This window comes from Marinobacter sp. CH_CUG1437-1 (assembly GCF_037029655.1).
In the GTDB taxonomy this organism is placed as follows: domain Bacteria; phylum Pseudomonadota; class Gammaproteobacteria; order Pseudomonadales; family Oleiphilaceae; genus Marinobacter; species Marinobacter salsuginis.
Map to the genome: position 1 here is coordinate 169,580 of NZ_JAYMEW010000002.1, position 13,915 is coordinate 183,494.

Consider the following 13,915-nt stretch of genomic DNA (forward strand, 5'->3'; position numbering starts at 1 on the left):
TGCTATACCCGGAACCGGGAGACGTTCTGGTTCAGGGCCTTGCCAATGCTCTCTATCTGCCCGCTGTAAACGTCATTTTCGGTGGCTGCGGCGGCCGCTTCCTGCCCCTGATCCGCGATTCTCGTAATCGACGAGTTCAGCTCTTCGGTCACCGATGTCTGTTCTTCGGAGGCCGTGGCAATCTGCGACGTCATCTGGCTGATGGAAGTGATAGCCTCGGCAATCCGGTTCAGGGCCTCCATGGCATCCTGGGCTTTTTCCATGCTGACACTGGAAACCGCAGTTGACGCTTTCATTACATCAACCGCATCGTTAGCGCCTTTCTGCAGACGCTCGATCATATTGTTGATTTCCTCGGTACTGGATTGGGTGCGTTGGGCAAGGTTGCGCACCTCGTCGGCCACCACCGCAAAGCCCCGCCCTGCCTCGCCGGCCCGTGCGGCTTCAATAGCAGCATTCAGCGCAAGCAGGTTGGTTTGTTCGGCAATGCCCTGAATCACTTCCAGGACCGTCGTGATTGAAGCAACATCCTTGCCGAGTGTGTCGATGACTTCAGCCGCCGCGTTGACCTCCCTCGAGAGCTTCTGCACCGCATCCCGGGAGGCGGCGACGGTCTCAAGCGATGCCCGGCTGTCGCCGTCGGCAGTATTGGCGGCGTCGGCTGTCTGTTGGGCGTTCTGTGCGATTTCGCCTGCGGCCGCCGACATTTCGTTGATGGCGGTGGCCACCATGTCGATCTCGACCTGCTGGCTCTCCACGCTTGAACGGCTGGTGCTGGCTGTGTCTCTCAGGGAACTGACATTCTGGCCCAGCTCCGCACTGCCCTGCTGTACGTCCCGGACTACGTTCTGAATATTCTCGACAAACCGGTTGAAGCTTCTGGCCAGCTCACCAAATTCATCTTTTGCACTGTCGTCCAGGCGCTGGGTCAGGTCTGCATCGCCACTACCGATGTCGCCCATGGCCTTGTTCAGACGGCGAACAGGCGCCATAAGGACCTTGATGCCCAGATGGAGAATTACTAGTGAAACGATCAGGCCAATGACCGCCATGATCAGACCGGTCATGCGGGCACTCTGAACCGGCGCGTTGATCTTGTCTGCATTCACAAAAGTGCCCAGATACCACTCCACGCCGCGGGCATCGCTGATTGGATGGAAGCTGGCCTCCCAGTTCCCTTCGTCATTGGTGTATTCGTGGGCAGCCCCACCGAGGTCCGGGCTGCCGCCAATCAGAGCACTGATGTTCTTGCCCACAAGCGCCTGCTGAGGGTGGAACAGAACGGTTCCGCGTTCGTTGATCAGGGCGGCGTAACCGGTATCCGCCAGGGTCACGGTAGACAGGGTTTCCGCAATGGCGCCCAGACCGATATCTGCGCCGGCCACGCCTTCGTAGTCACCGCGCTTCACGGGTGCAAGCGTGGAGATAATCATGTCGTTGGTGCTGGCGTCCTGGTACGGTTCGGTAAATGAGGCGCTTCCAAGGCTCATGGCCTTCTTGTACCAGGGACGTTCGCGGGGGTCGTAATCAGACGGCAGGGTTGCATTGGCTTCCGGCGATTTCATCAGCATATAGCCGTCGGTGCGGCCCACATAGACATCGCGGAACCCGCCACCGGTCGTAATGGCCTGGAGGATAACACGGGCCTCTTCGTCATTTTTGGCACTTTCCAGCGCTTTGGCGGTGGATTCGGTCATCACCAAACGGGTATTGAGCCATTCGGCAATGCTTGATGTGCTTTGCTGCACGGTATCGTCGATTAGCGCGTCTACATAAGTTTTCGTGGTGTTCTGCAGCCGTAAATCGCCAGAGAGGGTGAAAGCCCCCATCACCAGCAGCAACAGAATACCGAAAGCAGTCAGGAGCTTTTGCCCGAATGTCAGCTGCACGGTCGAATCCTCAGCAATGAAAATTGATATTCGTTAATTTGTCTTTCGGCCTGCGGTGCGAAGTCTTTAGCGGCTTCTGTTAAACTTTCTAAGTATTGACGCAAATGCCGAGCTTGTCCTACTCCATAACGAACGGGAGCCGAACTGAATGGCCCATGAAGAACTGCACCTCAACCTTCGGAACCTGCAGCTTGACGATTACGAACAGCTTCAGAAGCTTATGGACCGAGTTTATGACGACATCGGAGGCGCCTGGCCCAAGGACACGATCAAGGCCCTGGTGGAACAGTTTCCGGACGGCCAGATCTGCATTGAGGAAAGTGGCCAGCTGATAGCAGTCGCGTTGACTGTTTGCGTGAAATACGACCGCTTTAGCAACCCTCATACCTATGACGACCTGATCCTCCGCAACGAGAAAATCTGGCACAACGCCAATGGCGATTCGCTTTACGGGCTGGATGTTTTCATCCACCCGGATTATCGGGGTTACCGACTCGGGCGTCGTCTCTATGAGGCCCGGAAAGAGCTCTGCCGCTCCATGAACCTCAGGGGCATCCTTGCTGGCGGTCGCATACCCAACTACTTCAAGTACGCCGAGCAGTACTCTCCTGAGGAGTACATCCAACGCGTGGATCGTAAGGAGATCTACGATCCGATCCTGAGCTTCCAGCTTTCCAATGATTTCCAGGTCACCCGGCTGATGCACAAATACCTGCCGGAGGATGAGAAATCGATGGGCTACGCCACCCTGTTGGAGTGGCGCAACATCCTTTACACCCCGCCTTCTCCGGTCCTCAGCGTCAAGAAGACGCAGGTGAGGCTTGGTGCCGTGCAGTGGCAGATGCGGGAATTCACCTCCGTTGAAGAAGTTCTAAAGCAGGTGGAATACTTCGTGGATGCGCTGTCTGATTACAAGAGTGACTTCGCTATCTTCCCGGAATTCTTCAACGCGCCGCTGATGGGGCTTACGGACCAGATGGACCAGACCCGCGCCATTCGCTTCCTCGCCGGGTTTACCCAGCAGTTCAAGGAAGAAATGTCTGAAATGGCGGTGAGCTACAACATCAACATCATCACGGGCTCCATGCCGTTGATCGAAAATGACCGGGTGTACAACGTTTCCTATCTCTGCCACCGGGATGGCCGAGTGGACGAGCAGCGCAAGGTTCACATTACGCCCCATGAACGGCGCGACTGGGTTATTGAAGGTGGTAACCAGTTCGAGGTCTTTGAAACCGACGCCGGCCGGGTCGCTATCATGATCTGCTACGACATAGAATTCCCGGAGCTGGGGCGAATTGCTGCCAGCCAGGAAGTCGATATCATCATGGTGCCCTTCTGGACCGATACCAAGAACGGCTACTTGCGGGTTCGCCAGTGTGCACAGGCGCGGGCGATCGAAAACGAGTGTTATGTCGTAATCACCGGCAGCGTGGGCAACTTGCCGAAAGTCGAAAACCTGGACGTCCAGTACGCGCAGTCCTCCGTATTCTCGCCATCGGATTTCGCCTTCCCCCACGATGCGGTGATGGCCGAAACCACGCCCAATACGGAGATGATCATGTTCTCCGATATGGACCTGGAAAAGTTGAAGCTGGTTCGCAACGAGGGGTCTGTCACTAACCTGAAAGATCGCCGCGTTGATATGTACGAGCTGAAAACAAAGTAAACTGGCCTGATCTGCCGTAAAAGATTGTTAAAAAACTGCCTTAGCGGTGGAGCGTATGGCACTGATGGCGTTGCAAAACCAAAGTCCAGTGTCTATTGTTTAATCAATATCCAGCCTGTCTCCCCATGAGACAGGTTGCTGTGGATACGGACATCACCAGAGAAGCTGATTCATGAACGAAGCATTGCCGGATCTTGTCGCCCGATTTCGAATCAGACAGGGCCTTTTTCGAAAGGAACTTGTCGAGGCAGCCCTCTACGAACTGGACGGCTATGGGTGCGTGATGAAAACCGACAAGGTGTTCAACCCCGGTGATACCGTGGTGCTGGATCTCGTGATGGACATGCCCTTTGACAAGATCCGTGCGGAAGGCCTGTCCGGGCTGGTCACCGAACGCAGAAAACACTGCAGCAATTTCTTCTATTCCATCGATTTTGTGGAACTCGACTCCAACGGTGGCTCGTCCCTGGCGGAGAAGCTTCGCAGAATTCGGGAAGTGGTATCCAAGAAGCAGTCACTCAAGTCACGTCGTTCCCCAGGCTCCATTTCCGGTTTCCGGCAAATGGCCTGATTCTGATTTTTCGTTGAAACCTGTCCGTAAGGAGACAATCCATGGCGAAGAAAGCCAAACAGAACGTTGATAAGATCGTGAAGAAGGTCAACAAGGAGTTCGAAAAGACCTCCGCCCAGATCGAAGGTCTGGTGAACGATGCACTGAAGCAGTTCGACAGTCTGCAGAATCAGGTTCAGGAGCCGGTGCGCAAACTGCTCAAGGAAATTGACGAACTTCGCGACCGTGAGATGAAGCGTTTCCACGAAGAGTTTGAACGCCGCCTTGATGAATTTCACGAACTTCAGAGCAGTATTCTTGAACGTCTGGGTGTTGCCTCCAAGGAGGCGGGCAAGGAAGTGAAGAAACTCACCGACGAAGTGAGCAAAGAAGCCGGCTCCGCCGCTAAAAAAGCAGCCCCGAAGAAAGCCGCCAAAGCAAAAGCCGCTACCAGCAAACCTGCTGCCAAGAAGCCGGCTGCCAAGAAACCTGCCGCCAGGAAAGCGCCTGCGGCCAAAGCGGCCAAGCCGGTGGACAAAAGCGACCTGACACTGGTTAAAGGCATTGGTCCTGCCACTGCCAAGAAGATGAAGGACGCTGGAATCACTTCCATCGACCAGATCGCAAATCCTTCTGCAGCAGACCAGGAAAAGCTGAAGGCTTTCTCCAACGTCAAGGGATACAGCCAATTTACAGCTGAAGCCAAGAAAATCAGCTAATGCGAACGCCTGACCAGCCTGTATTACGGGACATTGTCCTGATTGGCGGCGGGCACAGCCACGTCGGGGTACTGAAACGGTTCGCCATGGACCCGGTTCCCGGCGTGCGCCTGACCCTCATCTGCCGCGACACCCACACTCCCTATTCCGGCATGCTGCCTGGCTATGTGGCCGGCCACTACAGCTATGATGATGTCCATATAGATCTGAGCCGCCTGTCAGAATACGCAGGTGCGCGCTTTTATCGTGCCGAAGCCATGGGCATCGACCGGGAACGCAAGCGGGTTATCTGTCGGGGGCGTCCGGACGTGCCCTACGACATCCTTTCCATCAACATTGGTTCTTCGCCGCGGGTTAACGAAGTGGAAGGCGCCTCCGACCATGCGGTGCCAGTAAAGCCTATTACCGGTTTCAACAACCGCTGGCTTGCGCTGCTCTCCCGGATCGAGAACTACGAAGGCCCCCTGACGGTGGCGGTTGTCGGAGCGGGTGCCGGTGGTGTTGAGCTCACCCTGGCAATGCAGTTCCGGCTCAAGAACGAATTGAAACAGCGTGGCAAAGACCCTGGGCAGCTCCACTTCCACCTGTTTGACGCAGCAAACGAAATCCTTCCCACTCACAACCCGAAGGTTCGCGGGGTTTTCCGCAGGACGCTTGCGCAACGCGGTGTGAAGGTGCACCTGGGGTCTCCGGTAAGCAAGGTTCAGGAAGGGCTATTGATCACCGAATCCGGTGAAACCCTGCAAACCGACGAAGTGCTCTGGGTAACGCGGGCTGGCGGACCGGAGTGGTTGAAGGATACAGGTCTCGCCGTGGACGACGGGCTGTTCCTCCGTGTGCGGGATACCTTGCAGCTGGAAAACGACGACAGCATATTCGCTGCCGGCGACATCGCCAATGTACTGAACCATCCTCGGGAGAAAGCGGGTGTGTTCGCGGTAAGGCAAGGTCCCCCGCTGGCTGACAACCTCAAGCGCCTGGCGACTGGCAAGGATCCAAAGGATTTCTACCCCCAGAAAAAATGGCTAGCGCTGATCAGCACCGGCGATAAATACGCGGTTGCTTCCCGTGGGGATACCCAGTTTGACGGCGCCTGGGTGTGGCGATGGAAGGACTGGATCGATCGCCGGTTCATGAAAAAGTTCAACGATCTCCCTCCCATGGAGGAAGAATCCAAATTGCCGGATACCGCGGCGGCCCAGAATGCCGAGGAGGCTTCCCAGGCAATCTCAGCCGTTGCCATGCGCTGCGGGGGTTGTGGTGCCAAGGTGGGCAGCACAGTGCTTTCGCGGGCCCTGGGGGAACTCAAGCCCATCGAGAGAGACGATATCCTCATCGGCCTTCACGCCCCGGACGATGCAGCCGTCCTGAAGGTACCTCCAGGCAAGGCCGTGGTTCACACCGTGGATTTCTTCCGCGCATTTATCGACGATCCCTACATCTTCGGGAAAGTCGCTGCGAATCATAGCCTGGGTGACGTGTTTGCCATGGGCGCCGAGGCGCAAAGTGCTACCGCTGTTGCTACCGTGCCCTACGGCATTGAATCCAAGGTAGAGGACGTGGTCTACCAGATGATGTCCGGTGCCGTGGAAGTGCTGAACGAAGCCGGTTGTGCCCTTGTTGGCGGGCATACCGGTGAAGGCAAGGAATTGGCCCTGGGCTTTGCGGTAAACGGCCTGATCGACCCGGAAGAGGTTATGAGCAAAGGTGGCCTGAAAGCCGGAGATGCTCTGATCCTCACCAAGCCCATCGGCACGGGTACCCTGTTCGCTGCTCACGCAAAGCTGGCTGCGAAAGGCCGGTGGATCGACTCTGCCCTCGCCTCCATGGTGCAGTCCAACAAGGCGGCGGCGGATTGTCTCCGTAAGTTTGGCTCCAAAGCGTGCACAGACGTGACCGGGTTCGGCCTGCTTGGGCATCTGGTTGAAATGACCAAACCTTCGGGCGTCGATGCCGAGCTGGACCTGTCTGCCATACCCATCCTTCCGGGCGCCGAGGAGACTGCAGCCGCCGGGATCCTCAGCTCCCTGCAACCGGCCAATATCCGTTTGCGCCGGGGGATCCGGGATCAGGAAAAGTGGGTTAACCACGCAAGGTATCCGCTGATCTTTGATCCGCAAACCGCGGGAGGGCTGCTGGCAAGTGTTGCTGCAGACAAGGCCGAGGAATGCGTACGGGAGCTGAAAGCACTGGGCTACCCACATACTGCAATCATCGGCCGCATCACCGCCCAGGACGAATCGGGGCCCATCGAGCCCATTTCCCTGCGGGATTAACGTCTCTCTGAGTAGCGCTGCATCGCCAGTTGTAGCGCCTGCTCCAGGGATGCCTGCTCCTTTTCTGGAAGAAAACGCTCTGCCAGCTTTCCAACCTGTTGCGCCAAAGTAGCCAGAAACCCGGGATCGGTCTCGGCGCGATTCAGCAGCTCGGCCAGTGCCTCCTCGTTGCCAACTGGGAAATATCCACCATAGTCCGGCCCCAACAAACCGACGTTGCCCGGAATATCGGATGCCAAAACCGGTAAGCCAGCCCGACAGGCCTCGGATACCACGTTTGCTCCGCCTTCCATGATGGAGCTGATCACCATCACCTGGCTGTTTGCCATCAACTGCCGGGTATCGGCCTGATCCAACTCTCCGAGCCAACGGAAGCGAAGGTTCTCGGCCATTTCCCGTTCCGCTTTGCGTTGCCACTCGTCGTTGTGAGCCTTGCCGGCGCAGACAACCTCGATCCGCGAGTCCCCTGGCAGCAGCCGCGCAGCATAGGCCGCCCGGAGAGAGTCCTTTTCGTGCCGCAAATGACCGATTACACACACGCCGAACCGGTTGCTCTTGGAGTCCATTTCCGGTTCTGGAAAGGACTCTGGACCCTCGGCCGACTGATACAGCGTTACCAGTTTCTCCGCCAGACCGGCCGGTATGTCGTCGGCTACCAGACCGTGCAGTCCGATGAGCGCATCCGCCACGTTCATGGAATAGAGGGTTTGTTCAGGATACTCGTGCTGGTGGTGATAGATATCCGTACCAGTCAGCGCCACTATGAGTGGCTTTTCGGGCCAGGTTTCACGGAACCGCCGGATGGCACCAGCGCTGCGCCAGGCATGCAACGCTATCAGGGCATCACAGGGCTCACCGTCGTATTCAGTAACCACACGTACGGAATGACCGGCATTTGCCAGCAGGGTTTTCCAGCGCTCAGCCGTTGCCCGGTTCCCTGCTTTCGATCCCGGCTTCGCCGGTGTAACCAAGATTAAACGCATTCTAATCGCCTGAATTGGTCGGCCGTCTTGAGCCATTTAAAAACGTATGCCGTATAGCTGTTCAGAGTTAACGTGAATACAGGTATCCTTCTGTAACAGGAGCCGCTCGTTCAGACTCCCCACTCTAAATATCCGTTTCAACAAGGAAAAACCATGACCCACAATCTTATACGGAAATTGCTGATTATTGGTCTCTGTTCTCTGTTCTCTGCAGCCGCATCGGCCCAGACGTTTATTTTCACGGCCATCCCCGATGAAGACGAAACCAAGCTCGTCGAGCGTTTCCGCGGCATTGCGGACTACCTGTCCGAGGAACTGGATGCGGATGTAAAGTACATCCCCGTCAAGTCCTATGCAGCCGCCGTATCTGCATTCCGGAACAATCAGGTGCAGTTGGCATGGTTCGGCGGCCTGTCCGGCGTTCAGGCCAGATCCCTGGTACCCGGTTCGCAGGCGATCGCGCAGGGCACCGAAGACCAGGCCTTCTACGTTTATTTTATTGCTCATGAGAGCACCGGCCTGGATCGCGCAGACCGTTTGCCGGAAGATGTGCGTGGCAAGACATTTACCTTTGGATCGAAAGGCTCGACTTCCGGGCGATTGATTCCCGAGTACCACATCCGCGAAACCTTTGGAGAAGCTCCTGAAGACGTATTCTCCCGCGTGGGTTACAGCGGCAACCACACCCGCACCCTCCGCCTGGTAGAGTCCGGCACTTATGAAGTGGGCGCCATGAACTTCGCGGTCTGGGAAAAAGAACTGGAAAACGGAAACATCAATACCGATGCGGTGAAGGTGATCTGGAAAACGCCAAGTTTCCCCAACTATCAGTGGAGCATCCGTGGCGACGTGGATGAAAACTACGGCGAAGGCTTTACCGATCGCGTCCGCGAGGCCCTGCTCTCCCTGGATGATCCTGAGTTGCTTGAAAGCTTCCCGCGCTCTGCGTTTGTTCCCGCTTCAAACGATGATTACGAGCCGATTCGCAAGGTTGCAAAAGAAATCGGAATCATTGATTGATGGCAGGCTTTGATCTCTCGGGCCTGACGGCCTCTTTTGGGGGTGAGCGGGTTATCGGCCCGCTCACCCTTACTGTTAAGGAGGGAGATCAGGTCGCCCTGGTTGGGAAGAGTGGTGCCGGAAAATCCACTCTGATCCGGCTCATTCACCAGAGGGTGGATCGGGAATCGTCTCTTGTGCCACAAGAGCTTGGCCTGGTTAACGCCCTACCGGTATTCCACAACGTTTTCATGGGGCAGCTGGACAAGCACGCCACCTGGTACAACACCGTTACCCTGATCCGGCCCTTCAAGCAGGATAGAATGCAGATTGCAGAACTGCTGGACGCGCTGAGAATGTCAGAGAAACTCTGGATCCCGACGGCGTCCCTTTCCGGCGGACAGCGCCAACGGGTGGCCATTGCCAGAGCCCTTTATCGCAACGCTCCCGTGTTACTGGCAGACGAACCGATCTCCGCACTGGATGGGCCAATGGCGCATCACGTCATGAAACTGCTGAAAGACCGCTTCAAAACGAGCGTTATTGCGCTGCACGACGTGGACATGGCCATGAAGTACTGTAACCGCATTGTTGGCATCCAGGATGGCCAGGTCGCCCTGGATGAGCCTACAGAACGATTGACGGCTGCAGACATCATGTCGCTGTACTAGGATCTGTCCTACGATGCTCTCCTACCCGACGGTACGCACCAGCCTGATTTTTCTTGCGATTGCGCTCGTGGGGTTGCTGTTTGCCGACATAGCGATAACCGCCAACAATCCCTGGCGCGACCTCGGCAATTTTTTCCTGGGCGTACTGACCCCCAATTTCTTCAGTAGCGAAGGGCTGCTTACCGCCCTGTTACGAACCGTGGCCTTTGCGTTCGTGGGGGTGACGGTTGGCGCCATTTGCGGCTTTCTGTTGGCACTGGTGTATCGCTTTCTCCCGGTGCGTATATTCTGTGCCTTTATCAGGGCCATTCACGAGCTGTTCTGGGCTCTGATTTTTCTCCAGTTTTTCGGCTTCCACCCGCTGACGGGCGTACTGGCGATCGCAATTCCCTATTCCGGCATTTTTGCCAAGGTTTACTCCGAGATTCTTGAAGAGGCAGATCCGGAACCGGGCAGGTTATTGCCTCCGGGCACCGGCACCATTGCAGCCTTCCTGTACACCAAGATCCCGGATTGCTGGGTTCAGCTACGGACCTACACGGCCTACCGTCTTGAGTGTGGTCTTCGCTCAAGCGCTATCCTCGGTTTCGTTGGCCTGCCAACACTGGGGTTTTATCTGGAAACCTCATTCTCGCAAGGCATGTACTCCGATGCCGGCGCGATGCTGATCCTGTTCTATGTGCTTATTGCCACCATTCCCCTCTGGGTGAAACCCAAGTTGTTGCCCGTGTATATCCTGGGCGCTCCGTTCTTCCTCGGCGATGGCTTGCCCATTGTCTGGGGCAACGTTGAGCGGTTCTTCACCCAGGACATTGTGCCCAGCCCATTGAGGGATGGTGAGGGCCTTGTTGGCCTGATGCCGTGGCTCAATGAATTGATGATTGAACAGGCCCTGCCCGGTATCTGGAATACCGTGATTCTCACGCAGATCGCGCTCGTGGCCACCGGCATCCTCGCATTACTTGCGTTCCCGCTGATATCGAACCATTTTGGCGGCCCAATACGCCGGACCTCCGGGCATGTTTTCCTGGTGATTGCGCGCTCAACACCGGAATACATCCTGGCCTACATTCTCCTGCAGCTATGGGGGCCCTCCATGCTGCCGGCCGTAGTTGCATTGGCGCTGCACAATGGCGGAATCATCGGCCATCTCATTGGCCGGCAAACCAACACAATCCGGTTGAGATCCGACGCTCCCCACGGCTTCAATCGTTATGGCTGGGAGCTGGTGCCTCGAATCTACCGCGCATTCCTGGCCTTCCTGTTCTACCGCTGGGAAATCATCATGCGTGAGACCGCCATCCTGGGCATTCTTGGAATCTATACCCTGGGTTTCTACGTCGATAGTGCCATTCAAAGCATCCGTTTTGATCAGGCAATGGTGCTCATACTAATCACCGCCATGCTGAACATTGGCGTAGACATCCTTGGCCGATTCATTCGCCGCAAGCTGGCCCTGCAAACCATGCCTACCTGCTAGCCGCAGCCGCTGCGATCCCCGTCACAGTTCCGTCATTTCAGTCAATCCTCGGCCGGGTAATGGGGACGGGTTGGCGGTATTGACGGGATACATTCCGTTACACTCCGATAACCTCTTGCAACATTCAGAGTTCTGGTGATGATGGCAAACGGATTGATTCTCTTGGTTCAGCTTGGGCTGCTTGCACTGCTTGTTCTTCTGGCTGTGAAGATGATCTCGCTGATGCGCGCCGAGCCTCTGGCTGCCGGTCATCAGGAAGACTGGGCAGGCAAGCATCCGGGAACCCATCAGTCTGAACCAGCCTCACGGCATTCAGAGTGGCCGGTCGCAGTGCGCAAACCGGTTGTCGACGCTGCCCCGGACCGCGCCGAGCTGATTACCCAGCTGCTTATTCTGGCGGGCCTTCAGGAAAGGGATTGTCGAGTGAACGGCGTGGATCTATCAACGGCGCCGAATGCGGTTAAAACGTACGCGGCGGTCTGGCTCTATGGCGCCGGTTGTGCCCTCAGCGATAAAACCAATCGGCACTCTTGCGCTCTGGCAACCACCGTTGCCCAGATTGCCAGTCGAAAAACCGGAATTCGTCAGTCAGAGATTGTTGAGGCGATCGATACCTTGACGGCCAGTACGGTTTACCTGGCGTGTTTCAGGGCGGGGTTGGAAGGAGCGGAATTCTGGCGGTTCAACCACTATGTACCGCCGACTTCGAGCCTTTACGAGGCCATTACCGCTAACGCGTTTATTTAGCAGCCTGCCCGGAGGCAGTCTCAAGTACCCAATCGGTGCCCAGTGCCACAGGTTCTGCGTGATCCTGTTCGTCAGCACGGGTGCCGGTGATCTCGGGCCGGCTGAATCCACCATCGTCCGTATTGGCCATGCTGTCCACGTCGACAGAACGAACCACATAGGCCACGCCATCGGACAACACTTTCGCCCGGTGAGTTAATCCGAAGACAAACCGGCAGTAATCCAGTTTGAGCTGAATCAGATCCTGCTCCGCTTTGCGGATTTTTCTCAGCAGTACCTTCTGAACGCTATCTCCGTAATCCATCACGTTGTCCCTGGTAGTGGCGGTATGGTGATTTTACACAATCCGGGTCCGTTGTCAGCCGACTGACGTCCGGTTGCCCGTGTCTCAGTGTGGCTCGGCCTGAAATACCAGCTTTGCCGGAATGCCCTCGATAGGCTGTTGCCCCTGCTGCAGATCAATCCGCCAGGTCATGGTAGCGTCTACGGTACAGAATGGCGCCGTAAAACGCGCGGAGTATTCGTTTCTGTCCCGGTTGCCCAGTGGTACGGGATACTCGCCCATGTACATGGACTCTCCCCGAAGAACGGCGAGAAAACGCTCCGGCCGCTCTGGTGTGACTACCGTGAGTTGGTACTCCATGCCCTGGGTGCCCTCACCCAGTTCGCTCAGGCTGATTTGCCACTCGCCCGAACCGTCTGACCAACTGCAAGGGCCCTCCTGAAGCAAATCACAACGGGCAAGGGGCGCGGCACTCCCTTTGGCAGTAGCACTTTCCAGATCCCCATTGGCATCCTTAAGCAAGCCCGGACCAAACATTGCCACGGCAACAAGCCCCAGAATCAATCCTGCCACTGCTATTACACGTAACATAACGGCACCCCGAACAAACCTGCCGGGCATTATGGGGATTTCTCCCGCCAAGGCAAAGGTTTCTAAACTGGCGCCAGTCATGAGAAAATACCGCGCCTTCAATTCGACCCATTTTGACCACAGGACACGCCCGTGCAGCCGGATATTTCCGTTAAGCACCTGAGCAAGGTATATGGTGACGGTTTCCAGGCCCTGAAGAACATCAACCTGGACATCCGCCGTGGCGAAATCTTCGCCCTGCTCGGCCCCAATGGCGCCGGCAAGACCACGCTGATCAGCATCATCTGCGGCATTGTTAACCTCTCCTCAGGCGAGGTGAAAGCCGCCGGCTACGACATTGTCAAAGACTACCGCAAGGCCCGCGAGACCATCGGCCTTGTGCCCCAGGAACTGAACACCGATTCGTTCGAAACCGTGTGGGATGCCGTTTCCTTCAGCCGCGGTCTGTTTGGCAAGGCGCCGAAGCCGTCCCACATCGAGAAGGTGCTCAAAGACCTCTCGCTCTGGGACAAACGCAACAACCGCATCATGTCGCTGTCCGGCGGCATGAAACGCCGGGTGATGATTGCCAAGGCACTCTCCCATGAACCGCAGATCCTGTTCCTTGATGAGCCGACGGCCGGTGTGGATGTGGAGCTGCGGAGGGACATGTGGGATATGGTCCGCAAACTCCGGGAAAGTGGTGTGACCATTATCCTCACCACCCATTACATCGAAGAGGCCGAGGAGATGGCCGACCGGATCGGCGTGATCCGGCAGGGTGAAATCATTCTGGTTGAGGACAAGACCCAGCTGATGACCAAGCTGGGCAAAAAGGAGCTGCGCCTGCACCTGGCGCACAAGCTCGACAAGGTACCGGGCGAACTGACCCTGGAACCGGTGGAGCTGTCCGAGGACGGCTACCAGCTGATCTACACCTTTGACTCCCAGCAGGAACAGGCCGGCGTTGCCCGGCTGCTTCGGACACTCGGGGATCTGGGCATTGAATACCGGGATCTGCAAACCCGGGAAAGCTCCCTTGAAGAGATTTTTGTCGGCCTGGTGCACGAGTAAGCCCG

13 protein-coding genes are annotated in these 13,915 nt (G+C 56.7%); 9 read left to right on the forward strand and 4 right to left on the reverse strand.

Features of this window, described 5'->3' with window-relative positions; all coding sequences use genetic code 11:
- Window positions 1–2 precede the first annotated feature (2 nt).
- A complete protein-coding gene (locus WA411_RS06160) occupies window positions 3–1,889 on the reverse strand; it encodes a methyl-accepting chemotaxis protein (protein WP_291909045.1) in 1,887 nt (628 codons plus the stop codon).
- Between the two features lie 148 nt (window positions 1,890–2,037).
- Here WA411_RS06160 and WA411_RS06165 point away from each other — a divergent pair, with 148 nt between their 5' ends.
- From WA411_RS06165 to selD, 4 genes are all read left to right on the forward strand, one after another.
- Complete coding sequence (locus tag WA411_RS06165) at window positions 2,038–3,558, forward strand: bifunctional GNAT family N-acetyltransferase/carbon-nitrogen hydrolase family protein (protein WP_291909042.1); 1,521 nt, start codon at window positions 2,038–2,040, stop codon at window positions 3,556–3,558.
- Between the two features lie 172 nt (window positions 3,559–3,730).
- Window positions 3,731–4,129, forward strand: coding sequence for a hypothetical protein (locus tag WA411_RS06170; RefSeq protein WP_069183626.1), 399 nt, complete (start codon window positions 3,731–3,733; stop codon window positions 4,127–4,129).
- A 41-nt stretch (window positions 4,130–4,170) separates the two neighbouring features.
- Complete coding sequence (locus tag WA411_RS06175) at window positions 4,171–4,827, forward strand: helix-hairpin-helix domain-containing protein (RefSeq protein WP_291909040.1); 657 nt, start codon at window positions 4,171–4,173, stop codon at window positions 4,825–4,827.
- Window positions 4,827–7,103 carry a selenide, water dikinase SelD gene (selD, locus tag WA411_RS06180; protein WP_291909037.1) on the forward strand — a complete coding sequence of 759 codons (2,277 nt, stop codon included), beginning with the start codon at window positions 4,827–4,829 and terminating at the stop codon, window positions 7,101–7,103. The genes WA411_RS06175 and selD overlap by 1 nt, the downstream gene beginning before the upstream one ends.
- On the opposite strand, the gene senB is transcribed toward selD, so the two are convergent.
- A complete protein-coding gene (gene senB, locus WA411_RS06185) occupies window positions 7,100–8,086 on the reverse strand; it encodes a selenoneine biosynthesis selenosugar synthase SenB (RefSeq protein ID WP_291909033.1) in 987 nt (328 codons plus the stop codon). The two genes, selD and senB, sit on opposite strands and share 4 nt — an antisense overlap.
- A 153-nt stretch (window positions 8,087–8,239) precedes the next feature.
- Here senB and WA411_RS06190 point away from each other — a divergent pair, with 153 nt between their 5' ends.
- The 4 genes from WA411_RS06190 to WA411_RS06205 all read left to right on the forward strand — a co-directional run bounded on the left by WA411_RS06190 (window position 8,240) and on the right by WA411_RS06205 (window position 11,983).
- Complete coding sequence (locus WA411_RS06190; RefSeq protein WP_069183622.1) at window positions 8,240–9,106, forward strand: putative selenate ABC transporter substrate-binding protein; 867 nt, start codon at window positions 8,240–8,242, stop codon at window positions 9,104–9,106.
- A complete protein-coding gene (locus WA411_RS06195; RefSeq protein ID WP_291909030.1) occupies window positions 9,106–9,756 on the forward strand; it encodes a phosphonate ABC transporter ATP-binding protein in 651 nt (216 codons plus the stop codon). Before WA411_RS06190 ends, WA411_RS06195 begins: the two co-directional genes overlap by 1 nt.
- 13 nt (window positions 9,757–9,769) lie before the next feature.
- Complete coding sequence (locus WA411_RS06200) at window positions 9,770–11,236, forward strand: PhnE/PtxC family ABC transporter permease (protein WP_291909028.1); 1,467 nt, start codon at window positions 9,770–9,772, stop codon at window positions 11,234–11,236.
- 138 nt (window positions 11,237–11,374) lie between these two features.
- On the forward strand, window positions 11,375–11,983 hold the full coding sequence (locus WA411_RS06205; protein WP_291909187.1) for a hypothetical protein: 609 nt from the start codon (window positions 11,375–11,377) through the stop codon (window positions 11,981–11,983).
- Here the strand turns inward: WA411_RS06205 and WA411_RS06210 are convergent.
- Window positions 11,976–12,287 (reverse strand): hypothetical protein, encoded by a 312-nt coding sequence (locus WA411_RS06210; protein WP_291909025.1) that lies wholly within the window; start codon window positions 12,285–12,287, stop codon window positions 11,976–11,978. The genes WA411_RS06205 and WA411_RS06210 overlap by 8 nt on opposite strands.
- An 84-nt stretch (window positions 12,288–12,371) precedes the next feature.
- Entirely contained in the window at window positions 12,372–12,857 is a 486-nt protein-coding gene (locus WA411_RS06215) for a hypothetical protein (protein WP_291909022.1), read from the reverse strand.
- A 132-nt stretch (window positions 12,858–12,989) separates the two neighbouring features.
- Between WA411_RS06215 and WA411_RS06220 the strand changes: the two genes are divergently transcribed.
- Window positions 12,990–13,910 carry an ABC transporter ATP-binding protein gene (locus WA411_RS06220; RefSeq protein ID WP_069183617.1) on the forward strand — a complete coding sequence of 307 codons (921 nt, stop codon included), beginning with the start codon at window positions 12,990–12,992 and terminating at the stop codon, window positions 13,908–13,910.
- The last annotated feature ends 5 nt before the right edge of the window (window positions 13,911–13,915 follow it).